Source organism: Pseudomonas frederiksbergensis (assembly GCF_035751725.1).
GTDB lineage: Bacteria > Pseudomonadota > Gammaproteobacteria > Pseudomonadales > Pseudomonadaceae > Aquipseudomonas > Aquipseudomonas frederiksbergensis_A.
Genome location: NZ_CP142104.1, coordinates 2,587,566 through 2,609,201, shown reverse-complemented (window position 1 = coordinate 2,609,201; position 21,636 = coordinate 2,587,566). Strand labels below are relative to the sequence as shown.

Here is a 21,636-nt window from a genome sequence, read left to right as displayed (position 1 = left end):
CAGGAGCACTGCGATGAGTACCGACGATAAACGCATACGCGAATTTGCCTATCAGATCTGGGAATCGGAGGGTAAGCCTGCCGGGCAGGAAAAACGCCATTGGGAGATGGCGCGCAAGCTGGCCGAGGCCGAAGCCTTGGCGCCGAGCAAACCGCCGAAAGCGGCAAGCAAGTCTGCGGCAAGCAAGACCGACGGCACGAAGCCGGCGGCGGCCAAGAGCACTGCTGCCAAGCCCGCCACCAAGGGCACCACGCCCAAGGCCAAGCCCGCGGCCAAACCTTCGGCGGCCACCGCCGCAGTGGTCCCGCCCGCCGACAAGGCCAGCGCCAAAAAGCCACGCGCGCCGCGCAAGCCTCCGGCCGTCTGACCCCGCGGACTCATCGTTCTCAAGCCAGTGCTTCTTTTAGCGAAGAGGCCTGCTTGTGGCGTGGGGATTCTTCCTCTCGCCACAAGCGCAAGGCACGCAGTCCTGCGTGCAGCGCACCACCGTATCTGTCTTTTGCAGGAGCAACTATGACCCGTCCGAAAAAAACCACGCCGCCGCCCGTTGTCGAGGCATCGCGGATTCGTGAAGGGCTGCCGTTTCCGCTCGGCGCGACCTGGGATGGCCTGGGGGTCAATTTCGCGTTGTTCTCAGCCAACGCCACCAAGGTCGAACTGTGTATCTTCGACGACACAGGCGAAGTCGAACTCGAGCGCATCGAACTGCCCGAATACACTGATGAGATCTACCACGGCTATCTGCCGGACGCCCATCCGGGGCTGATCTACGGCTACCGCGTCTACGGCCCCTACGACCCGGAAAACGGGCACCGCTTCAACCCCAACAAATTACTGATCGATCCCTACGCCAAGCAGTTGGTGGGCGAGTTGAAATGGTCGGAGGCCTTGTTCGGCTACACCATTGGCCACCCCGATGGCGATCTCAGCTTCGATGAGCGCGACAGCGCGCCGTTCGTGCCCAAGTCCAAGGTCATCGACCCGGCTCACACCTGGGGCCGTGATCATCGGGTCAGCGTGCCATGGGACAAGACCATCCTGTATGAAACCCACGTGCGCGGCATCTCCATGCGCCATCCCTCGGTGCCCGAGAACCTGCGGGGCACGTTCGCCGGCCTGATGGTCGATGATGTCCTGGAACATATCCGCAAGCTGGGCGTGTCGTCGGTGGAATTGTTGCCCATCCACGCATTCGTCAACGACCAGCACCTGCTGCACAAAGGCATGACCAATTACTGGGGCTACAACAGCATCGCTTTCTTTGCCCCGGACCCGCGCTACCTGGCCAGCGGCAAGATCGCCGAATTCAAGGAAATGGTTGCGCACCTGCACGAGGCAAACCTGGAAGTCATCCTCGACGTGGTCTACAACCACACCGCCGAGGGCAACGAACAAGGCCCGACCCTGTCGATGCGTGGTATCGACAACGCCTCGTATTACCGGCTGATGCCCGACGACAAGCGTTACTACATCAACGATTCGGGCACCGGCAACACCTTGGACCTGAGTCACCCCTGCGTCTTGCAAATGGTCACCGATTCCTTGCGCTACTGGGCCACGGAAATGCACGTGGACGGTTTCCGTTTCGACCTGGCGACCATTCTGGGCCGTTATCACGACGGCTTCGATGAGCGCCACAGTTTCCTCGTTGCCTGTCGCCAGGACCCGGTGCTGCGCCAGGTAAAAATGATCGCCGAACCCTGGGACTGCGGTCCGGGTGGCTATCAGGTCGGACGCTTTCCACCCGGCTGGGTCGAATGGAACGACAAGTTTCGCGACACCGTGCGCGCCTTCTGGAAAGGCGACGATGGCCAACTGGCCGACTTCGCCAGCCGAATGACCGCGTCGGGCGAGATGTTCAACCAACGTGGCCGACGCCCGTACGCCTCGGTGAACTTCGTCACTGCCCACGACGGCTTCACCTTGCACGATCTGGTGTCTTACAACGACAAGCACAACGAGGCCAACGACGAGAACAACCAGGACGGCAGCAACAACAACCTGTCCTGGAACCACGGCGTCGAAGGCCCGACGGATGACCCCGAGATCAACGCATTGCGCCACCGGCAGATGCGCAACTTCTTCGCCACGCTGTTACTGGCCCAAGGCACACCGATGATCGTCGCCGGCGATGAGTTCGCCCGCACCCAGCACGGCAACAACAATGCCTATTGCCAGGACAGCGAGATCGGCTGGGTCAATTGGGACCTGAGCGCGGATGGCGAGGCGTTGCTCAAATTCGTCAGGCGCCTGATAAAGCTGCGCATGTCCTATCCGATCCTGCGACGCGGTCGGTTCCTGGTGGGCAATTACAACGAGGACATCGGCGTCAAGGACGTCACCTGGCTGGCCCCGGACGGCAGCGAGATGACCGTCGAGCAATGGGAGGACAGCCACGGTCGTTGCCTGGGCATGCTGATGGACGGTCGCGCCCAAGAGACCGGCATCCGTCGCAAGGGTGGCGACGCGACGCTGCTGTTGGTGGTCAACGCCCACCACGACATTGTCAACTTCCGCTTGCCGGAGGTGCCCGAAGGCAGCTTCTGGACGTGCATGGTCGACACCAACCAACCGGCTGTGCGCGGCCAGGAGCGTTTCGACTTCGATTCCGAATACTCCGTAACCGGGCGCTCGCTGCTGCTGTTCGAGCTTCAACGCGACGAAGAGGAATAAGGCACGTCCAGAACCGGGTAGCGCAAGGACGCGCGCCCTGCTCGCATCAACTCGAACAAAAAAAACCGGTCCAGATACATATTCTGCCGCGACGAATCCGCCGGCATGGTCAATACTTCGCCTGCGGTCGATTCCAGGACTCGGAACATCGCGAATCACAGTCAGGCCCCAAGGGGCGGCATTGGGCGGTTGGCCCGATGCGTGACTGAACGATTGGACAAGACAAGGACGTAGCTCATGAAACCCGCCTCTCGCCTGCAAGGCCGACATCATCCGCAAATCTGGAACAGCGCTCCGCAACTGGCCGACATTCCGATCATCAGCACCCAGACACTCATTCCCGCAGGCGCCCGCGCGGTCATCCTTGCCCCGCACCCTGGCGACGAGGTGGGCGCTTGTGGCGGGTTGCTCCAGCTCTTGAGCAACCTGGACCAACCGATGTTATTGATCTCGGTTACCGACGGCACCCTCAGCCACCCCGGCTCACCGTTGTGGTCCGATGAGCGACTGCGCACGTTCCGCCCGCATCCCCAGGAAAGCGTGGACGCCTTGCATCGCCTGGGCGTGCCTTCCCATGGCCTGCAATGGGTACGCGGGGGGTTTCCGGAAAAGAGCCTTGCCGAACATGAAGCCCAATTGACTGCATTCATTGGCCATTACCTCAAGCCTGGCGACGTGGTGTTCAGCACCTGGCGCCTGGACGGCGACAGCGACCACGATACGGTCGGCCGGGCCGGAGCCTTGGCTGCCGAAACCGTCGGCGCGGCGTTCAATGAACTGCCGGTGTGGGCCTGGCATTGGCCGGTTCGTGAACAAAACAGGCTCCCCTGGCATCGGGCGCGTAAATTGCGCCTGGACGTCTGGACCACCGCCCGTAAGCGCCACGCCATGCACGCCTATGCCAGCCAGCTCAGCAGCGAACCGACCACCGGCATCTCACCGCTGGTGCCGCGGGTCATCCTTGATCGCATGGGCATGCCGTACGAAATCGTGTTTATCTGATCGCCAGTTCCTGTGGGAGCTCGCTCCCACATAGTTACATGACGCCTTCGAGCGTCTTATGAACCAACAATTTCGGAACTGCCTCAGCCGCCGTCAGTCGCATGAACAGAGACGACTGATTCAGGAGTGAACGTGACTCGCGATTCCCACTGGCGGGCCGAAGAATCCGTGCCGCTGGACACACCCGCGGCGATTCATCGACTGCGTGTCCTCACGGTCAATACCCACAAGGGCTTCACCGCCCTCAACCGTCGTTTCATTTTGCCGGAGCTGCGCGAAGCGGTCCGCGCCACGGGTGCCGACCTGGTTTTTCTCCAGGAAGTGCTTGGTGAACATGATCGACATGCCATGCGCTACGACAACTGGCCCCAGACCTCCCAATATGAGTTCCTGGCCGACAGCATGTGGAGCGACTTCGCCTACGGCCGGAATGCGGTGTACCCCGACGGACATCATGGCAACGCGCTGCTTTCCAAATACCCGATCCGCCAATTTCGCAACCTCGACGTGTCGATCACAGGCCCTGAACGGCGCGGACTGCTGCATTGCGTGCTGGACGTACCGGGCCATGCCGAAGTCCATGGGATCTGCGTGCATCTGAGCCTGTTGGAGAGCCATCGCCAATTGCAGCTCAAGCTGCTCTGCAAATTGCTCGACTCGCTTCCCGAAGACGCGCCGGTGATCATCGCGGGAGACTTCAACGACTGGCAATTGCGCGGAAACGTCACGCTTGCCCGTCGCCAGTACCTGCACGAAGCCTTTGAACACCATCACGGGCGTCCTGCCCGGACCTACCCTGCCCGCTTCCCGCTGCTGCGCCTGGACCGAATCTACCTGCGCAATGCCACCAGCCATGCCCCGCAGATCCTCGGCAACAAGCCCTGGACACATTTGAGCGATCACTTGCCGCTGGCTGTGGAAGTGCATCTCTGACCTGATTCGGCGCGATCGGCGTTTCAATCGGCTGTTCAATGTCTTGTGGGTAACGGCTCCGTTCCTGCTTCCCGCCCCATCAACGATGGCGGCCTGCGTGTTGTCACCCACGGCAGGCGACGATACTTACGTGTGCGACAGCGGAACCAGCGCAACCGGGCTGACCGATCTGTCGGGCAACAACGGACTGACTGTCTCCGGCAGCGGCCTCATCCAGGGCAACGTCGTCTTCGATGCCGGTAACAACCGTATCGTGATCAACGCCGACGGTGTGGTCGACGGTGACGTCGAGCAAGGTTCGGAAGCCGACGAGTTTGAAATGAACGGTGGTCGGATCCTGTCCATCCGGCCGCTGCGCAACTGACCTCGATGGCCCTGGGCACCTTCCACGACCGCCAGGGTGACAGCGCCTGCTCTGGGCCAATATCTGGCATACCTTTTCCGGCACCGACGCGGTGACGTTCGACGACACCCAACGGATCGAGACCGAGCAACGCGCCTCGACAGCGGACCTGGGTGTGGGCGTCATCGTGAGCCTGGCGTCTACGGTCAGTGCCTATGCGGGCGTCGACTACAGCAATAACCTGGACAGCAGCCAGCAACGCAGCATGAAGGGGAATATTGGTGTGCGGATTCAGTGGTGAGTCGAAACGACGAGGATTTGACGCCGAAAATGGGTCGTTTTTATTTGCATTAAATCATTGGGTTAGAACTGGATGATTTCACTCTGCCATTTGTCGGCCAATTTCTTGACGTGACCGCTCCGGTCTTCTTGACTACACCGTACTACCCCCCGGAACACAGTCAGGGGCAGGCCGCTGGAACCCGCATCGCGGGCCGCCAGAGGTTTGCCTCATCCCATTCGGTCGCCCCTCATTCGGGGTAGGAGAGACGCCTTAAGCGAGAAATGCATGCGATTGCAAGGCAGACCCCCATGAAAACTTCCTCCCGCACCCAGGAACTCAAAACCACCTTCTGCACCGTCTCCACTTCCCTGTTGCTGTGTTCGTCGATGCCGGCGCTGGCAGAGCTGGACGATCCCTCGCCGCGCCTTGGTATGACCGGACACCCGCCGATAACCAAGCGAGCAACGACCCCACTTCTGGCAAAAGCCCCGCGCTTTTTACCCTGCGAAACACCAGCGGCCACACCCAACGCGTCGGATTGATCGGCGGCCAGAACCGGATCATCGCCAATGGCAGCGGGATGTTGATAACGCCGGCCCTCGCCGAGCCCGGCCAAGACGCCTGGAACCTGCAGGGTCCCAACCTGGGGGCCTACTGGAGCCTGACCGGCCCTGCGGGCTGGCACGTGGATCTGAGCGCAAGCGGCGGTCGGGTCAACGGTTTCAGCCTGGACGAACAGGGCCAGCGCCATGCCACCGAGGGCAGCGCCGTCACCCTGTCGGTCGAAGGCGGCTTTCCCATCGGCATCAGCGAAAACTGGGTGGTCGAGCCCCAGGCCCAATTGATCAACCAACGCATCACCCTTGATACGCCGAACGGGGAAAATGGCGACAGCAGCGAGCTGAGTACCTGGAGCGGTCGTGTCGGCGCCCGGCTCAAGGGGACCTACCAGGTCAACGGCCTGGGCGTCGAGCCCTACGTGCGCACGAACCTGTGGCACACGGTCCAGAGTGCCGACACCCTCACGCTGGACAAAGTCGACAAGATCAGCAGCAGCCGTAAATCGTCGACCGTTGAAGTGGGCCTGGGCCTGGTTGCCCGGGTTACCCCGGTAGTCAGCCTGTACGTCAGCGCCGATTACAGCAGTGACGTCGACGATAACGACCTCAACGGCGTCATCGCCAGCCTGGGCGTGCGGATGCGTTGGTAAACGCCGGCTACCGGCAGCAGGCACAGCCGTGGCAAGGGCGCAGGCAGGACAGCCGCACGCCCCTGCCACTTCGAAATCACCTCCATTAAGGCGTATAACGCTAAGTGCGCTGCAGACTGTCAGCCCATGGCTCATTTCATTGATGGAGTAACGATATGACCACAGCCAACCTGTTTTCCGATTTATTCCCCAGCGCCGCTGATATCCCGGACGCCTACCGTCTTGGTGACCCCGTCGAACAACGGGAATACTTGGTCGATGGCGTCCTGAGAACCTGGCAAGGCCCACTGGCCACCGTGCGCAGCCCGGTTTACCTGGCCGGCCCGAATGGTGATGAACAGGTGATTCTCGGCAGCACGCCGCTGCTGGACGCGGAGACGGCACTGACCGCGCTCGACGCTGCCGTCCGCGCCTACGATCGCGGCCAGGGCACCTGGCCGACGATGCGCGTCGCCGAACGCATCCGCCACGTCGAAGCCTTCCTGGCGCGCATGCGCGAACAGCGCGAAGCAGTGGTCAAGCTGCTGATGTGGGAAATCGGCAAGAACCTCAAGGACTCCCAGAAGGAATTCGACCGTACCTGCGACTACATCGTCGACACCATCAATGCCCTCAAGGAACTGGACCGCCGGTCCAGCCGCTTCGAGTTGGAACAGGACACCCTGGGCCAGATCCGCCGCGTCCCCCTTGGCGTCGCCCTCTGCATGGGCCCCTATAACTATCCGCTGAACGAAACCTTCACTACCCTGATTCCCGCGCTGATCATGGGCAACACCGTGGTCTTCAAGCCCGCCAAGCTCGGCGTGCTGCTGATACGGCCGTTGCTGGAAGCCTTTCGCGACAGCTTTCCGGCGGGCGTCATCAACGTGATCTACGGCAGCGGCCGGGAAACGGTCAGCGCACTGATGGCCAGCGGCAAGATCGATATATTCGCCTTCATTGGCACCAACAAGGCCGCCAGCGACCTGAAGAAACTCCATCCGCGTCCACATCGCCTGCGTGCCGCCCTGGGTCTGGATGCCAAGAACCCCGGCCTGGTACTGCGAGAGGTCGATTTGGATAATGCCGTCAGCGAAGCACTGACCGGTTCGCTGTCGTTCAATGGACAACGATGCACGGCGTTGAAGATCCTGTTTGTCCATGAGGACGTCGCGCCGGCGTTCATCGAGAAATTCAACGCCAAACTCGCCGCCCTTAAACCTGGCATGCCTTGGCAAGAGGGCGTGGCGCTGACGCCGTTGCCTGAAGCCGGCAAGGTCGATTACTTGCATTCCCTGGTGGCCGATGCCATCGCCAAGGGCGCAAGCGTCATGAACCAGCACGGCGGGGAATCCCGCGCGTCGTTCTTCTATCCGGCGGTGCTCTACCCGGTGAATACCGCCATGCGGGTCTACCATGAAGAACAATTCGGTCCGGTGGTGCCTATCGTGCCGTACCGCGACCTCAATACCGTGGTCGACTACGTGCTGGAATCCGACTTCGGCCAGCAACTGAGCATCTTCGGCACCAACCCGGCCGAAGTCGGCAAGCTGGTGGACACCTTCGCCAACCAGGTCGGGCGCATCAACATCAATGCCCAATGCCAGCGTGGCCCCGACACCTTCCCTTTCAATGGCCGGAAAAACTCCGCCGAAGGCACGCTGTCGGTCCACGATGCGCTGCGCACCTTTTCGATCCGCACGCTGGTGGCGACCAAGTTCCAGGAGAACAACAAAGCGCTGATCAGCGACATCATCCGGGAGCGGGATTCAAACTTCCTGACCACCGACTACATCTTCTGACAACGCTTGCCGGTCACGACAGGGCTGGGCGACGCCACTTGATGCCCCAGCCCTGCTGCATGCCGGCAGCGGCCAGCAGGATCGCCGCCACACCCAGCCATTGCAGCGGTTCGAGGCGATGGCCGAAGGCAAACCAGTCGACGAAGATCGCCGCGATCGGGTAGATAAAGGACAGCGCGCCGGTCAAGGCAGTCGGCAACCGTTGGATTGCGCTGTACAGCAGCACATACATGACACCGGTGTGGATCATGCCAAGGGTCAGCAGGCTGGCCCACGCCTCGGGTTGCTGGGGCAACGACGAGAGATTCGCCCATGGCGCCAACAACAATATCCCGGTGCTGACCTGGACCAGCGCGATCAAGTGGGGCGGCGTACCGCTCAGGCGCTTGATGATCAGCGCTGCGATGGCGTATAGGAAAGCCGCACCCAACGCCAAGGCGATGCCCGCCAGATAGTCTTCGCCGCCCTGCCCTTGCTCGCCATGGGCGCTGACGATTGCCAACATTCCCAGGAACGAAACCGCCAGCCAGAACAGCTTTTGCGCGGTGATCTTCTCCCCCAGGAACAACGCCCCCAGCCCCACCAGCATGAACGGCTGGACATTGTAGACCGCCGTGCCGATCGCGATCGAAGCGCGGGAGTAGGAAGCGAACAACAGTACCCAGTTACCCACGATCGCCACGCCGCTGAGTACCGCCAGCAGGAACGTCGTGCGGGTCAGCACACCTGGGCGCAGGAAACCGAGACCCGCGCAAATCAGCAGCAACGTGCCGGCGCCAAATACGCAACGCCAGAACACCACGTCCAATACGGGCAGGCCGGCCACCAGCACGAACCAGCCTATGGTTCCGGAAATCAGCATGGCGGCGGTCATCTCGAGCGAACCGCGGCGTAGGGTCTTGTCCATCTTCAGGCTCTCCTTCGGTAAGTGAGCACAGTATGCCGAGCCGCCCGGCCGCTTCTCCATGGCTTGAAAAAGGCTAGACTGGCTCCTGGCCTTTTTTATCAAGGCCATTTCAGGTAATTGCCTAACGGAGCGAAAAATGACCGATGCCATCGACCAGATCCTCATCAACGCCTTGATGGAAGATTCGCGACGCTCGCTCAAGGCCTTGGCGAACCTCAGCGGCCTGTCATCCCCCAGCGTTGCCGAACGCCTGCGCCGACTTGAAGAACGCGGCGTGCTCAAGGGTTATACCGTCGAGGTCGATCCGAAGTGTTTCGGTTACCAACTCCAGGCCATCGTGCGCATTCGTCCGTTGCCGGGACAATTGCAGGAGGTGGAGCGGCAGATCCAGGCCATCGGTGAATTCACCGAGTGCGACAAGGTAACGGGCGAGGATTGTTTCATCGCGCGGCTGCATGTGCGGTCGATGGAGCAGTTGGATGTTCTGCTGGATAAATTGAACGTGCTTGCCGAGACCAATACGGCCATCGTCAAGAAGACGCCGGTGAAGCGGCGATTGCCGCCGATGGAATGACCCGAACGCCACCGTTCATACCTTCGTATAGTTGCGTCACACCCAGGCATGCCGCCACTGACCCTATGTAGAAGTGTTGCAACCCGTACCGACGCCTACCATTCCCGCAGCGAGCCGAAGCTGAGTGCGCCTGATGCTTTCCTGCATCGGGCCGCGCATTTTTGGGTACTTCGCAACACGGTCACGCTGAAACAAACAATTCAACGTATCGATTTCGTCTTCGGGAGCACATCATGAAACAGCACATCTTGATCGTCGGCGCCGGTTTTGGCGGCGTATGGAGCGCACTCAGCGCGGCCCGCCTGCTCGACCAACATGATCGCAACGACATACAGATCAGCGTCCTCGCGCCCCAGGCCGAGTTGCGCATCCGCCCGCGATTCTACGAGCCTGACGTCCATACCATGATGGCGCCCTTGGCCGGGTTGTTCGACTCGGTCGGCGTGAACTTCGTCCAAGGCGTCGCCGAAAGCATCGACGTCAACCGCAGGCAAGTTGGCTACCGCGACGCGTTCGGCGGCCAAGCCATCCTGGGCTACGATCGGCTGGTATTGGCCGCAGGCAGCAAGCTGATGCGCCCCGACCTGGAAGGCATGCTCGAACACGCATTCGACGTGGATGAGATCGAGCAGGCTTCGCGCCTCGAAGCCCATTTGAAATCCCTTGCAGCCCTGCCTGACAGCCCCGCTCGCAACACCGTGGTGGTGGCTGGCGGCGGCTTTACCGGGATCGAGACTGCCACCGAAATGCCCGCCCGCTTGCGCGCGGTGCTCGGCAACGATGCCAAGATTCGCGTGATCGTGGTCGACCGCGGACCGACAATCGGGGCGGCGCTGGGCGAAGGAATCAGCCCGTCGATCATCGAAGCGTCCGATCACCTGGGTATCGAGTGGATCCTCAATGCCTCGGTCGCATCGGTGGATGCCGGCGGCGTGACCTTGTCGGACGGCAAGCGGATCGAGTCCAGGACCGTCATCTGGACCGTCGGTTTCCGCGCCAGCCCCCTGACCGGGCAAATACCCGGAACCCATGATCGCCAGGGCCGCCTGCACGTCGACGGCTACCTGAAGGTGCTCGGGCAGAACGACGTCTACGCCACCGGCGACGTGGCCTATGCCGCCACCGATGACCTGGGTAATTACGCGGCCATGTCCTGCCAGCACGCCATCGCCCTGGGCCGCTACGCAGGCAACAACGTGGCCGCCGACCTGCTTGGCGTCGCGCCGATGACCTACAGCCAGCCCAAATACGTGACGTGCCTTGACCTGGGCGCCTGGGGCGCGGTGTACACCGAAGGGTGGGATCGCCAAGTCAAGTTGGTCGGCCAGGAAGCCAAGGAGCTCAAGCACCAGATCAACTCGGTGTGGATCTATCCGCCCGCCGCCGACCGCACAGCCGCACTGGCGGCGGCTGACCCGTCCATCCCGGTAGCCTGATTACGCACCCAACCCCGGCCAGTCCCTCCTTCTGTGCCGGTCTTTCCCAGGCGCCTGCCAAGGTCTTTTCGGCGGGCGTTTTTTCTGCCCGCTCGACAAGCCAGCCTGGATATCGCCACTGCCGAGCAAAATCCGTTGCAAGGCCCGTCGCCCTGCACGAGTGGCTCACGGTAAGGTACGCAAAATCATCCGGATCGAGGTGTGCCGTGGCGTCCTACTCCCTGCGTCAGTTGAAGTATTTCGTCACCACCGTGGAATGTGGCAGCGTCGCCGAAGCCTCTCGCAAGCTGTACATCGCCCAGCCGTCGATTGCCACGGCGGTCAAGGGCCTGGAAGACAGTTTCGGCGTGCAGTTGTTGATCCGTCATCACGCCCAGGGCGTCTCGCTGACTCCGGCCGGTGCGCGGTTCTATCGCAAGGCCCAGGAGCTGTTGCGCATGGCCCGGGAATTCGAGCAGAACGCGTTGGCCGACAATGACGTGGTCAGTGGCCAGATCGACATCGGCTGCTTCGAGACAGTCGCCCCGCTCTACCTGCCACGGCTGATCGCGGGTTTTCGCGAGCGCTTTCCCGGCGTGGAAATCCGCGTTCAGGATGGCGAGCAACAGGAACTGGTCCAGGGACTGACCGGTGGGCGTTTCGACCTGGCGATTTTCTATGAGCACGATCTCGACAGCACGATCGAAACCGAAGCGCTGACAGCGCCGCAGCGACCTTATGCATTGCTGCCGGCGGGCCATCGCTTCGCCGATCAAGCGCAGGTATCGCTTCGGGACCTGGCGCTCGAGCCGATGATCCTGTTGGACGTACAACCCAGCCGGACGTATTTCGTGAGTATCTTCGAGGAGCTGGGCCTGGCGCCGAACATCGTCTTCAGCTCGCCCTCCATCGAGATGGTACGCGGCATGGTCGGCCAGGGTTTTGGCTTCGCCGTGCTGGTGACCCGTCCGCAATCGAGCTGCACCTACGACGGACAGCAGGTGGTGTGCGTCAGCATCGCCGAGGACGTGACCGGTTCGGCACTGGTGGCCGGTTGGCTCAAGCGCGCGCACCTGACCAAGCCGGCGCAGCTGTTCGTGGATTACTGCAAGGAGCAGTTCAAGGAGTGGTTGGCGTAGGCCGGCGAGCCTCATACCTTCGTGGCGAGGGAGCTTGCCCCCTCGCCACAAGAGCGGTTCGATATCAGGTTGGATACTAGCGAGCCGCCCAGGCATTGAAACGCTGTTCCAACTCCTCGCCGTGGTCGACCCAGAACTCAGCATCCACCGCTTGCGCCTGCGCCAGGTTGGCCTCCGCGGTGGGCAGTTGCTCACGGATGTCGGCAGGCAGCAACGCAAGCGTCTGGCGATGCACCGGTCCGTAGGGGATATTCTCCGAGAAGACTTTCTGAGTCTGCGGCTGGCTGGCAAAAGCGATGAATTTCTCCGCCAGGGCCTTGTTTGGCGTGCCTTTGACCACGGCCCAATATTCCGGGTCATACAGGCTCTGCGGCCAGACGATGCTCAGCTTCATGCCTTCCTTCTGCGCCGAGGCGATGCGACCGTTGTAGGCTGCGCTCATCGCCACGTCCCCGGCCACCAGCCATTGCGCCGGCTGGGCGCCTGCTTCCCACCACTGGATGTTCGGCTTGATCTGGTCCAGTTTGGCAAATGCCCGCGTCACGCCTTCCGGCGTGTTCAAGACCTTGTACAGATCCTCTGTCTTCACGCCATCCGCCAGCAAGGCGATCTCCAGGGTGTACTTGGCGCCCTTGCGCAAACCGCGCTTGCCCGGGTACTCGTTCACGTTCCAGAAGTCCGCCCAGGACGTGGGCGCCTTGGTCAGTTTGCTCTGGTCATAAGCCAGGACCATCGACCAGACGTACGTCGCCACGCCGCACTCAGTGAGCGCCCCTGGGACGAAATCCGCAGGTTTGCCTATCGCCGCCGGGTCGAGTCTTTCAAACAAACCTTCTTCGCAACCGCGCAGCAATTCGGGACTTTCCACTTCGACCACATCCCAACTGGTATGCCCGGCCGCAACCATCGCCTTGATCTTCGACAGTTCGCCATTGTATTCGCCGGCCACGATGTTTCCCGCACCGCTGGCGTTGAAGGGTTGGAAATAGGCCTTGTCCTGGGCCAACTTGGTGGCGCCGCCGAATGAGATCACGGTCAGGCTTTGTGGCGCGGCCAGGACGCTGGTGCTCAGCAACGCCAGGGCACACGCAATGTTGCAACGCAAGGATCTGGACATGAAACGGTTCCTCGAAAATGCCGGCTCGCCCGCACGAGTCGGCGACGGGACTCAAAAGTGACCGTAAACGCGGGCGGCGTGGTCTACAGCGATTGCAAAACTGTTCATCCCGGGTCCCTTCCATCGGGCTCGCCCAGGTGAATGGCGAGGCGCTCCATCAACCGGTCACAAGCGGCCATCTGCTCGAGGCTCACGTACTCGTCGGGCTTGTGCCCCTGGTCCATGCTGCCGGGGCCGCAAACCACCGTCGGGATGCCGGCCTGATGAAACAGCCCCCCTTCGGTGCCAAACGCCACGGTGCCAAAGGCATCGCTGCCGCAGAGGCGGGCCACCAGGCGCGCAGCGTCGCTGTCCGGCGAGGTCACCAGACCGGGGTAGGCAGACAACGGCTCGAAACGGATCGCGGTGTCCCTGTTGACTGCCCGCATCCTGGGCAGCAGCGCCTGCTCGGCGTAGTCCTGCAATTTTTCCACCACCCCCTGCGGGGCGAAGTCCGGCAAGGCGCGTATTTCAAAGTCGAAGCGGCAATCGGCGGGGACGATGTTCAGCGCCGTGCCGCCCTGGATCACGCCGACCTGCACCGTTGAGTACGCCGGGTCGAAGCGGGCGTCGTGTCGCGAAGGTTGGGCCAGCTCCTCGCCGATCTCTCCCAAACGGCCAATCAAGCGCGCCGCGTGCTCGATGGCATTGACCCCGTAGGGTGCGTAGGCGGAATGACAAGGCGCGCCTTTGACATGGCAGCGCATCGCCAACTTGCCCTTGTGGCCCAGCACCGGTTGCAGTTCGGTGGGCTCGCCGATCAGGCACAAAGCCGGTTGCGGAACCCGTTGTGGCAGGACGTCCAGCAGACTGCGCACGCCCAGGCAACCGACTTCTTCGTCATAGGAAAATGCCAGGTGCACCGGGCGCCGCAGCGGGCTGGCGAGGAATGTCGGCACCGCTGCCAGCACCGAAGCAAGGTAGCCTTTCATGTCCGCTGTACCGCGTCCGAACAACTTGCCGTCCATTTCAGTCAGGCGGAAAGGCTCGACCGTCCAGGCCTGCCCGTCCGCCGGCACGACGTCGGTGTGTCCCGACAGCACCACGCCGCCCGGCACCGACGGACCGATACTCGCCAGCAGGTTGGCCTTGGTGCGCTCGGCGTTATAAATGAGCTCGCTGCTCACGCCCAGGCCATGCAGGTAATCGCGAACGAACTCGATCAAGGCCAGGTTCGAATCGCGGCTGACCGTGGCAAAGCCCACCAGTTCGGCGAGCAGGGCGCGGCTGCGCAACTCACTCATCGCCCGGCACTCCGTAGCTGGGCGCCTGGGTCGGATCGAGGGCTCGCGTGAGGTAGTCCTGCAACTGCGGCTGATAGGCGAGCCAGAGTTTTTCCAGTTCGCCGATGGGGTTTTCCTCGGCCCAATCGATCCGCAGATCGACAATCGGCCAAGTCAGGTCATCCACCACCGACAATGCCGCCGAATGCACCGCCCCGGCTTCGCCCCCGGCGGCCTGTCCCGCCTGCAATGCGCCCAGCAGCCGGGACGCGAGACTGCCCTCACCCTGCTCGAACGCGGCGACCATGGCGGCGATGACGCCATCGCCCGCCAGCAGGTTACCGGCCGCCACACACTGCTCACCCATCACCACGCCGTGGATGCCCAAGGCGTGGCGACCACTGAAAACCGCCGTGCGTCCCTGGGCGTCCACCACGGCGACCTGGCGATACTCGCTGTAGCCGTTGCGCGCCAGGGCACGGTCCAGTGCCTCCTGCGCAACCGAGCCGGCGGCCAGTTCGTCGAGGATCTGCGGGCCCAGCGCAGGCAAGGTGATGTTCTGGCTCGACACCGCGCCAACCCCGGCCCGCAGCCAGGGGCAACGGGCGCCGACGGCAATGCTCGATGAACTGATGGCGATGCCCAACTGGCCGGTTTCGGCGCAGCGTCCGACGATTGAAAACGTCATGTCGTTGCTCCTTATTCGGGGATGACCGCGATCACATCGATTTCCATCAGCCACTGCGGCTGACCCAGGGCGCTGACCACCAGCCCGGTGGAAATCGGGAACACGCCCTTGAGCCATTTGCCGACCTCCTGGTACACCGGCTCGCGATAGCGCGGGTCGATCAGGTAGGTGGTGGTCTTGACGATGTGGCTCAGGTCGCTGCCGGCTTCTTCCAGCAGTTGCTTGACGTTGCGCATGGCCTGCTCGGCCTGGGCCCGCGGGTCGCCGAGACCAACCAATTGGCCGTCGAAATCAGTGCCGACCTGACCACGGACGTAAACGGTATTGCCCGCGCGCACGGCCTGGCACAGGTCGTTGTCCAGGGTCTGGTTCGGGTAGGTGTCCTTGGTATTGAACATGCGGATGCGAGTGTGGGTAGGCATCAACGGACTCCCGTCAGGCTGGTTTTCAAAGGTTGCGAAACGCGTTGGGATGCATCGCGGTAGTCGAGGTAGGTGCGCTGTTTGACGATGTGGTCGGTGATATGCCGGGCGTCGTGCCACACGCCCCAGATGAACGCCGAGCCGCGACGCGACAGCCACGGCAAGCCGACGAAATAGAGGCCGGGCTCGCTGCAGACGCCACGCTGGTGCCGCGGCTTGCCGTCGGCCTTGAACGCATCGACGTTCAGCCAGCTGTAGTCCACCGAATACCCGGTGGCCCAGATGATCGTCGTGACGCCCGCCTCGACCAGGTCCAGTTCGAGGATCGGATGGGTCATGCACTTGGGGTCGGGCAACAACCGACGCGCTTCGGGTTCGGGCGGCAGGTCCAAGCCATTGCGCTCGATATAGGCATCGGCGGCGTCGAGCAACGCCAGGTAGTTTTCATCGCCACGGGCAATGTTCTCGGCAAGGTTGGCTTCGAAACTCACCACGCTGCCCTTGAACGCCCGGGTCAGGCCCACCAGGGTGATGCCCTCGTGAGCCAGCCGACGAAAGTCCACCGTGTGGCCGCCCCGGGCGCCACTGACGGCGATGGTCACGTGCTCTTTGCCGGGCTTGACCGCTTCGGCGTCCCACTCGCCCAACACCCCCAGCCACCAGCAGAAATCCCGGTTTCGATAGGCTCGCGGCGGGCGATCATGGGCGCCGACAGAGAGGTAGACCTGCTTGCCGGCGCGCTGCAATTCATCGGCGATCTGCACCCCCGATGACCCCGCCCCCACCACCAGCACGGCGCCTTCGGCCAGCTGCTCGGGGTTGCGGTATTGCGCCGAATGAATCTGGGTGACCGTGGCCATCTCGGGCGCGATGGGCGGGATGACGGGGCGCTGGAAGGGGCCGGTGGCGACCACCACGTTAGTGGCTTCGATCAGGCCGTCCGATGTCTCGACGCAGAAGCCCGGGCGCCCGACATTGCGCTCGACTTTGCGCACCTCCACCCCGGTGCGGATCGGCGCATTGAATGTGCGGGCATAGGCTTCGAAGTACTCGGCCACCTGATCCTTGGAGGCGAAGGCATCGGGATCCAGGCCGGCAAACTCGAGCCCGGGAAAGCGGTCATGCCAGGCCGGGCCATTGGCGACCAGCGAGTCCCAGCGCGCCGTGCGCCAGGCCTCGGCGATGCGATTGCGCTCCACCACCAGATGCGGCACGCCTTGGCGGCTCAAATGTTCACTCATGGCGACACCGGCCTGGCCGGCGCCTATTACAAGCGTATCGATGCGTAGGGTTTCAACGGGCATGTCTGGGCACTTCCGGCAGTGGTTTTGGCTCAGGTCGGCGCGGTGCCGCCTCGGGTTTCGGTTTCTTGTTGTTTTGCGCTTTCAGCTATCGAGATGAGCTGTCGAGGCGATTGTGTTGGCAGGCGGGAATTTGCGAAACGAGGGTTTTTGTTGTGGCTGGGAAGGAAAAAACTGCTCGGCCAGGCGTTGCGCCAACCGAGGGCAATCCAAGGTCAAAACGTGTCGAAAAGGTGCATTCAGCTCGGCCGGGCCGGAAACGCCTTGAGCTCCAGTTTCTCCATCACCAGCGCGATGAACGCCGAAACCGCCCGCGGCAACTGCCGGCGGCTTGGGTAGAGCACGTTCAAGCCAAAGCCGTTGCGTCGGTACTGCGGCAATACCCGCACCAGCCGTCCGGCTTCCAGGTCCATGGCGCTCAACGCCGACGGCAGCACGGCAATGCCCAGTCCGGCCACCGCTGCCTTGCGCAACGCCTGGGCGGTGTTGGCGTTGAAGCGGCTGGGTATCTGCACCTCCACTGCCTGGCCGTCCGGACCGATGAGTTGCCAGTGGCTCAGTCCACTGGGGTGGGGAAAATTCACGCTGTGGTGCCGAGCCAGGTCATCCAGCGACTTCGGCATGCCCCGCGCAGCGATATAGGCCGGGCTGGCGACCATGCCGTCGCTGGCGTTGCTCAGCAGTTGCCGACCGACGTACCCCGAGTCCTGCAATACACCGCCTCGGAAGGCAACGTCGATGCGGTCGGTAATCAGGTCGACACGGGCGTCGCTGAGCACGAAATCGAGTTGCACACGCGGGTGCGCGGCGAGGAAGTCGGCAATCCATTCCATCGGGAAGAAGTCGAAGAAATCCGCCATCGCGGCGATCCGTACCAGGCCGGCCGGCTCGTCACTGCCGTGCATCAGCGCCTGGCCCGCGTCCATCAAGCCGTCCACCGCGCCCACACAACGCCCATAGAACCCCTCGCCCACATGGGTCAACGTGAGCTTGCGCGTCGACCGTTGCAGCAACCGCGTCCCCAACTGCGCTTCCAACTGCTGGACACGCCGGCTGACGGTATTCGAAGGCATGCCCAGCCGCCTGGCCGCTTCGGCAAAACTGCCGCTGCGTACAACCTGGACAAACAGCGCCACGTCGTTCAAGTCCAGCATAGCGTCGACTTTCCTGCGTTTTTTGGATGAGTTCAATCCGATTGTATCGGCTAATCAAACGATTGGAAGGCGCTTACGCTTCTTCCATCGAAGCCACCCGTGCTCCTGAACCCTCCTGAACCCAGAGCCCTTCCCATGAACAGCATTGTCGCGACACCACCGCGCGCCATCGTCCGCCGCACCACCGGCAGCAGCCATGGCCCCATCACCCGGCTGATGAGCCCCGGCGACCTCGGTCAACTGTGCAAACCCTTCGTATTCCTGGATCTGTTCGAATTCAACGCCAAGGGCATGCCCCGCGGCTTCGGCATGCACCCACATTCCGGGATCGCGACGCTGACCTACATGATCGAGGGCGAAGTGGTCTATGAAGACACCACCGGTAAATCCGGCACGCTGCCGAGTGGCGGCATGGAGTGGATGCAGGCTGGCAATGGCGTGTGGCATGACGCCCGGCCCGTCGGCGGCTCGCCGATTCGTGGATTCCAGCTCTGGGTGGCGTTGCCGCCCGACCAGGAAAACGCCCCGGCGCACAGTGAATACCTCGCGCCCGCAGAAATCCCGCGGCAAGGTCCGGCGCTGGTCATGCTCGGCGAATACGGCGCCGCGCGCAGCAGCATTGCCGCACCGCCCGGCATGAACTACCTGGCGGTGCAGCTCAAGGACAAGGAGCGCTGGCGCTACACGCCGCCGGCCGGACACGACGTTGCGTGGCTGGCCGTCAACAGCGGCAGCCTCGACGCAGGGGAAGACGTCAATGCCGGGGAGATGGTGATTTTCCAGGAATCGGCCGCGGCCATCGACATCGTTGCCCAGGGCGCGACCTCCTTCGTACTTGGTTCGGCGGTCAAGCATCCCCACGACCTGGTCACGGGTTACTACTCGGTGCACACCAGCGAGGCCGCGCTGGAACAGGGCGAAAGCGAAATCCGCCGCATCGGCGTCCAGTTGAAACAGCAAGGACGGCTGGCCTAGCCATCCCTCGATATCCCATTCCATCCCTGATTAATCAAAGGTGCCTCATGAGCCACATTGGTCTTGATCTTCTGCTGTCCAACGTCCAGGTCGGCAACCTGTCCCTGAAAAACCGCATGGTCATGGCGCCCATGACTCGCAGCCGCGCGGGGGACGGCGATGTCGCGACGCCCCTCATGGCCGAGTACTACAGCCAGCGGGCCAGCGCCGGCCTGATCGTCACCGAGGGCTCGCAGGTTTCGGCCCAGGGCAAGGGCTATCTGCGCACCCCTGGGATCTTCACTCCCCAGCAGGTCGCCGGCTGGCGACAGGTGACCGAAGCCGTTCACGCCCAGGGTGGGCAGATTTATTTGCAGCTCTGGCATGTGGGCCGGTTGTCCCACTCGCTGGTCCAGGCTGACGGTGCCCTGCCCGTGGCCCCTTCGGCAATCAAGGCCGACGGTGAAATCTATACCGCCGAGGGCCTCAAGCCCTATGAACTGCCGCGGGCGTTGGCGCTGGATGAAATCCCCGGGGTGATCGACGATTTCCGCCAGGCCGCCCTCAACGCCAAGCTCGCCGGTTTCGACGGTGTTGAAATCCATGGCGCCAACGGCTACCTGATCGACCAGTTCCTGCGTGACGGGACCAACCAGCGCACCGACGCCTACGGTGGCTCGATCGAGAACCGCGCACGCTTTCTAAAGGAGGTGGTCGAGTCGGTGATCGAGGTCTTTGGCGCCAGCCGCGTTGGCGTCCGCCTGTCGCCGATCTTCAGTTACTTCTCGATGAGCGACAGCCATCCCCAGGCGACTTTCGACTACACGGCCCGGATGCTCAGCCGTTATGGCTTGGCATACCTGCACATCGTGGAGCTGGGCGAAGGCTCGTTCGATTTCCTCGAACTCAAGCGACGCTTTGGCGGGCCCTACATCGCCAACGGCGGCTACAGCGCTGAACGGGCTGGCACGGCCATCAGCCAGCGCACGGCCGATCTGGTGGCATTCGGCACGCCGTTCCTGGCGAACCCGGACCTGGTGGAACGATTCCGATTGGGTGAAGCCTTGAACCCGGCCGATCCGGCCACGTTCTATCAGGGCGAGGAGCGCGGCTATACGGATTACCCAACCCTGTCAGCGCCCTAAGCCGGTACGCAGCGAGGCGCCGGCCCAGCTCGCCTCGCTGAATTGTACAAATTCGTAAAAAACTTATACAAACCTCTTTATCTCGTACAACTCATGTCGTACGCTCCGAAAACTTGTACATAAATCTAATTACGTACAATTTTTCGGAGCCCGACATGTCTGCCTTTCTCAAAGGTTTCGCTCACGCCTTCGCCGAGCTGGATGCCAGTCGCCTGGCTGAGCTCGACAGGCTCTACAGCGCCGACATCCTCTTCCAGGACCCGCTGCATCGGGTCGAAGGGCTGCCCGCCTTGCGCGAATATTTCGCCCAGCTCTACGCCAACGCCAGCGATCTGCACTACGACTTCCACGGCTACGATGAAACCGCCCCCGGCGAAGGCTACCTGCGCTGGACGCTGCGCTTTCGTCACCCGCGCCTGAATGGCGGTGAGCCGATCCAATTGCCGGGTTGCAGCTACTTGCGCTGGACCGATCGGGTCTACCTGCATCGGGACTTCTTCGACGCGGGCGCCCTGCTCTACGAGCACTTGCCGCTGCTCGGACCGCTCATTCGCTGGCTCAAGCGGAGGCTGGCATGAGCCGCATCTGGCTGACCGGTGCCAGCAGCGGCATCGGCGCCGAGCTGGCTGCGGTGCTGCTTGAGCAAGGTCATCGCCTGGCATTGAGCGCGCGCCAAGTCGGCCCACTGCAGGCATTGGCTGAACGCTATCGCGATCAAGTGCTGGTGCTGCCGGGGGACCTCAGCAATCGCGCACAAGTGGCGGGGATCACCCAGCGCATCGACGACGAATGGGGCGCCCTCGATCAGGTGATTCTCAATGCCGGCACTTGCGAATACCTGGAACCGGGGCACTTCGACACGCGCCTGGTGGAACGCGTCCTCAATACCAATCTGCTGGGCACGTGCCATTGCCTGGAAGCTGCCCTGCCCTTGCTGCGCCGAGGCCAAGCTCCGCATCTGGTGGCGGTATGCAGCGCCGTGACGTGGTTGGCCCTGCCCCGGGCCGGGGCCTACGGCGCGTCCAAGGCCGCGTTGCGTTACCTGTTCGAATCGTTGCGCATCGACCTGGCCGCCGAGGGCATCGACGTCACCCTGGTCAGCCCCGGCTTCGTCGATACACCGCTGACACGGCGCAATGACTTTCCCATGCCCCAGATCTGGCCGGCACAACGGGCGGCGCAGTTCATCGCTCGCCGTTTGCCGGCGCGGCCGCTGGACATCGCGTTCCCTGGTTTTTTCATCTTTGTCATGCGACTGCTCGGGCGCCTGCCCGCTCGCTGGCGCCTGGCGCTCGGTCAACGCCTGTCACGCGACTCCTCAGAGGCTTGAACC

20 protein-coding genes and 2 pseudogenes are annotated in these 21,636 nt (G+C 62.6%); 15 read left to right on the top strand and 7 right to left on the bottom strand.

What is annotated here, in order from left to right; translation table 11 throughout:
* Positions 1 to 13 precede the first annotated feature (13 nt).
* The 8 genes and pseudogenes from VQ575_RS11750 to VQ575_RS11715 all read left to right on the top strand — a co-directional run bounded on the left by VQ575_RS11750 (position 14) and on the right by VQ575_RS11715 (position 8,225).
* On the top strand, positions 14 to 367 hold the full coding sequence (locus tag VQ575_RS11750; RefSeq protein WP_039591035.1) for a DUF2934 domain-containing protein: 354 nt from the start codon (positions 14 to 16) through the stop codon (positions 365 to 367).
* A gap of 146 nt (positions 368 to 513) precedes the next feature.
* Entirely contained in the window at positions 514 to 2,673 is a 2,160-nt protein-coding gene (glgX, locus tag VQ575_RS11745) for a glycogen debranching protein GlgX (protein WP_045155864.1), read from the top strand.
* A 237-nt stretch (positions 2,674 to 2,910) separates the two neighbouring features.
* Positions 2,911 to 3,675, top strand: coding sequence for a PIG-L deacetylase family protein (locus VQ575_RS11740; RefSeq protein ID WP_039591038.1), 765 nt, complete (start codon positions 2,911 to 2,913; stop codon positions 3,673 to 3,675).
* Positions 3,676 to 3,807: 132 nt separating this feature from the next.
* Complete coding sequence (locus VQ575_RS11735; RefSeq protein ID WP_039591040.1) at positions 3,808 to 4,608, top strand: endonuclease/exonuclease/phosphatase family protein; 801 nt, start codon at positions 3,808 to 3,810, stop codon at positions 4,606 to 4,608.
* A 97-nt stretch (positions 4,609 to 4,705) separates the two neighbouring features.
* The gene (locus tag VQ575_RS11730) at positions 4,706 to 4,972 is read left to right on the top strand and encodes a hypothetical protein (protein ID WP_232916759.1); all 267 of its coding nucleotides are present in this window, start codon (positions 4,706 to 4,708) and stop codon (positions 4,970 to 4,972) included.
* A 49-nt stretch (positions 4,973 to 5,021) separates the two neighbouring features.
* Positions 5,022 to 5,252 (top strand): annotated as a pseudogene (locus VQ575_RS11725) (autotransporter outer membrane beta-barrel domain-containing protein); the annotation flags it as partial.
* A gap of 290 nt (positions 5,253 to 5,542) precedes the next feature.
* Positions 5,543 to 6,444, top strand: a pseudogene (locus VQ575_RS11720) (autotransporter domain-containing protein).
* 155 nt (positions 6,445 to 6,599) lie between these two features.
* Positions 6,600 to 8,225: an NADP-dependent glyceraldehyde-3-phosphate dehydrogenase gene (locus VQ575_RS11715; protein ID WP_039591044.1), complete on the top strand. Its 1,626-nt coding sequence runs from the start codon at positions 6,600 to 6,602 to the stop codon at positions 8,223 to 8,225.
* A 13-nt stretch (positions 8,226 to 8,238) separates the two neighbouring features.
* On the opposite strand, the gene VQ575_RS11710 is transcribed toward VQ575_RS11715, so the two are convergent.
* The gene (locus VQ575_RS11710) at positions 8,239 to 9,132 is read right to left on the bottom strand and encodes a DMT family transporter (RefSeq protein ID WP_198723141.1); all 894 of its coding nucleotides are present in this window, start codon (positions 9,130 to 9,132) and stop codon (positions 8,239 to 8,241) included.
* Between the two features lie 136 nt (positions 9,133 to 9,268).
* Here VQ575_RS11710 and VQ575_RS11705 point away from each other — a divergent pair, with 136 nt between their 5' ends.
* The 3 genes from VQ575_RS11705 (at position 9,269) to VQ575_RS11695 (ending at position 12,260) form a co-directional block, all read left to right on the top strand.
* A complete protein-coding gene (locus tag VQ575_RS11705) occupies positions 9,269 to 9,706 on the top strand; it encodes an Lrp/AsnC family transcriptional regulator (protein ID WP_039591048.1) in 438 nt (145 codons plus the stop codon).
* Between the two features lie 233 nt (positions 9,707 to 9,939).
* Positions 9,940 to 11,142 carry an NAD(P)/FAD-dependent oxidoreductase gene (locus VQ575_RS11700; protein WP_045155858.1) on the top strand — a complete coding sequence of 401 codons (1,203 nt, stop codon included), beginning with the start codon at positions 9,940 to 9,942 and terminating at the stop codon, positions 11,140 to 11,142.
* 206 nt (positions 11,143 to 11,348) lie between these two features.
* On the top strand, positions 11,349 to 12,260 hold the full coding sequence (locus tag VQ575_RS11695) for a LysR family transcriptional regulator (protein WP_198723140.1): 912 nt from the start codon (positions 11,349 to 11,351) through the stop codon (positions 12,258 to 12,260).
* Between the two features lie 76 nt (positions 12,261 to 12,336).
* Here VQ575_RS11695 and VQ575_RS11690 read toward each other — a convergent pair whose 3' ends face one another.
* From VQ575_RS11690 to VQ575_RS11665, 6 genes are all read right to left on the bottom strand, one after another.
* Entirely contained in the window at positions 12,337 to 13,377 is a 1,041-nt protein-coding gene (locus VQ575_RS11690; RefSeq protein WP_039591052.1) for an ABC transporter substrate-binding protein, read from the bottom strand.
* Between the two features lie 104 nt (positions 13,378 to 13,481).
* On the bottom strand, positions 13,482 to 14,660 hold the full coding sequence (argE, locus tag VQ575_RS11685) for an acetylornithine deacetylase (protein WP_325919711.1): 1,179 nt from the start codon (positions 14,658 to 14,660) through the stop codon (positions 13,482 to 13,484).
* A complete protein-coding gene (locus VQ575_RS11680; RefSeq protein ID WP_198723138.1) occupies positions 14,653 to 15,327 on the bottom strand; it encodes a DUF1028 domain-containing protein in 675 nt (224 codons plus the stop codon). Before VQ575_RS11680 ends, argE begins: the two co-directional genes overlap by 8 nt.
* A gap of 11 nt (positions 15,328 to 15,338) precedes the next feature.
* Positions 15,339 to 15,749 carry a RidA family protein gene (locus VQ575_RS11675; protein ID WP_003182257.1) on the bottom strand — a complete coding sequence of 137 codons (411 nt, stop codon included), beginning with the start codon at positions 15,747 to 15,749 and terminating at the stop codon, positions 15,339 to 15,341.
* Complete coding sequence (locus VQ575_RS11670; protein ID WP_198723137.1) at positions 15,749 to 17,053, bottom strand: flavin-containing monooxygenase; 1,305 nt, start codon at positions 17,051 to 17,053, stop codon at positions 15,749 to 15,751. The genes VQ575_RS11675 and VQ575_RS11670 overlap by 1 nt, the downstream gene beginning before the upstream one ends.
* Before the next feature lie 236 nt (positions 17,054 to 17,289).
* Complete coding sequence (locus tag VQ575_RS11665; RefSeq protein WP_039591060.1) at positions 17,290 to 18,204, bottom strand: LysR family transcriptional regulator; 915 nt, start codon at positions 18,202 to 18,204, stop codon at positions 17,290 to 17,292.
* 135 nt (positions 18,205 to 18,339) lie between these two features.
* Between VQ575_RS11665 and VQ575_RS11660 the strand changes: the two genes are divergently transcribed.
* From VQ575_RS11660 to VQ575_RS11645, 4 genes are all read left to right on the top strand, one after another.
* Complete coding sequence (locus VQ575_RS11660; RefSeq protein ID WP_198723136.1) at positions 18,340 to 19,179, top strand: pirin family protein; 840 nt, start codon at positions 18,340 to 18,342, stop codon at positions 19,177 to 19,179.
* Positions 19,180 to 19,226: 47 nt separating this feature from the next.
* Positions 19,227 to 20,303: an alkene reductase gene (locus VQ575_RS11655; RefSeq protein ID WP_325919710.1), complete on the top strand. Its 1,077-nt coding sequence runs from the start codon at positions 19,227 to 19,229 to the stop codon at positions 20,301 to 20,303.
* 155 nt (positions 20,304 to 20,458) lie between these two features.
* Entirely contained in the window at positions 20,459 to 20,881 is a 423-nt protein-coding gene (locus VQ575_RS11650; RefSeq protein ID WP_325919708.1) for a nuclear transport factor 2 family protein, read from the top strand.
* Positions 20,878 to 21,633: an SDR family NAD(P)-dependent oxidoreductase gene (locus VQ575_RS11645; protein ID WP_325919706.1), complete on the top strand. Its 756-nt coding sequence runs from the start codon at positions 20,878 to 20,880 to the stop codon at positions 21,631 to 21,633. Before VQ575_RS11650 ends, VQ575_RS11645 begins: the two co-directional genes overlap by 4 nt.
* Positions 21,634 to 21,636: the final 3 nt, after the last annotated feature.

Bases quoted from the DNA above. Each gene is read 5' to 3' on its own strand.
- VQ575_RS11700 (WP_045155858.1), top strand. From the start codon at position 9,940: ATGAAACAGCACATCTTGATCGTCGGCGCCGGTTTTGGCGGCGTATGG.
- VQ575_RS11740 (WP_039591038.1), top strand. From the start codon at position 2,911: ATGAAACCCGCCTCTCGCCTGCAAGGCCGACATCATCCGCAAATCTGG.
- VQ575_RS11710 (WP_198723141.1), bottom strand. From the start codon at position 9,132: ATGGACAAGACCCTACGCCGCGGTTCGCTCGAGATGACCGCCGCCATG.
- VQ575_RS11750 (WP_039591035.1), top strand. From the start codon at position 14: ATGAGTACCGACGATAAACGCATACGCGAATTTGCCTATCAGATCTGG.
- VQ575_RS11675 (WP_003182257.1), bottom strand. From the start codon at position 15,749: ATGCCTACCCACACTCGCATCCGCATGTTCAATACCAAGGACACCTAC.
- VQ575_RS11665 (WP_039591060.1), bottom strand. From the start codon at position 18,204: ATGCTGGACTTGAACGACGTGGCGCTGTTTGTCCAGGTTGTACGCAGC.
- VQ575_RS11660 (WP_198723136.1), top strand. From the start codon at position 18,340: ATGAACAGCATTGTCGCGACACCACCGCGCGCCATCGTCCGCCGCACC.
- VQ575_RS11715 (WP_039591044.1), top strand. From the start codon at position 6,600: ATGACCACAGCCAACCTGTTTTCCGATTTATTCCCCAGCGCCGCTGAT.
- VQ575_RS11690 (WP_039591052.1), bottom strand. From the start codon at position 13,377: ATGTCCAGATCCTTGCGTTGCAACATTGCGTGTGCCCTGGCGTTGCTG.
- VQ575_RS11645 (WP_325919706.1), top strand. From the start codon at position 20,878: ATGAGCCGCATCTGGCTGACCGGTGCCAGCAGCGGCATCGGCGCCGAG.
- VQ575_RS11655 (WP_325919710.1), top strand. From the start codon at position 19,227: ATGAGCCACATTGGTCTTGATCTTCTGCTGTCCAACGTCCAGGTCGGC.
- glgX (WP_045155864.1), top strand. From the start codon at position 514: ATGACCCGTCCGAAAAAAACCACGCCGCCGCCCGTTGTCGAGGCATCG.
- VQ575_RS11680 (WP_198723138.1), bottom strand. From the start codon at position 15,327: ATGACGTTTTCAATCGTCGGACGCTGCGCCGAAACCGGCCAGTTGGGC.
- VQ575_RS11670 (WP_198723137.1), bottom strand. From the start codon at position 17,053: ATGCCCGTTGAAACCCTACGCATCGATACGCTTGTAATAGGCGCCGGC.
- argE (WP_325919711.1), bottom strand. From the start codon at position 14,660: ATGAGTGAGTTGCGCAGCCGCGCCCTGCTCGCCGAACTGGTGGGCTTT.
- VQ575_RS11650 (WP_325919708.1), top strand. From the start codon at position 20,459: ATGTCTGCCTTTCTCAAAGGTTTCGCTCACGCCTTCGCCGAGCTGGAT.
- VQ575_RS11705 (WP_039591048.1), top strand. From the start codon at position 9,269: ATGACCGATGCCATCGACCAGATCCTCATCAACGCCTTGATGGAAGAT.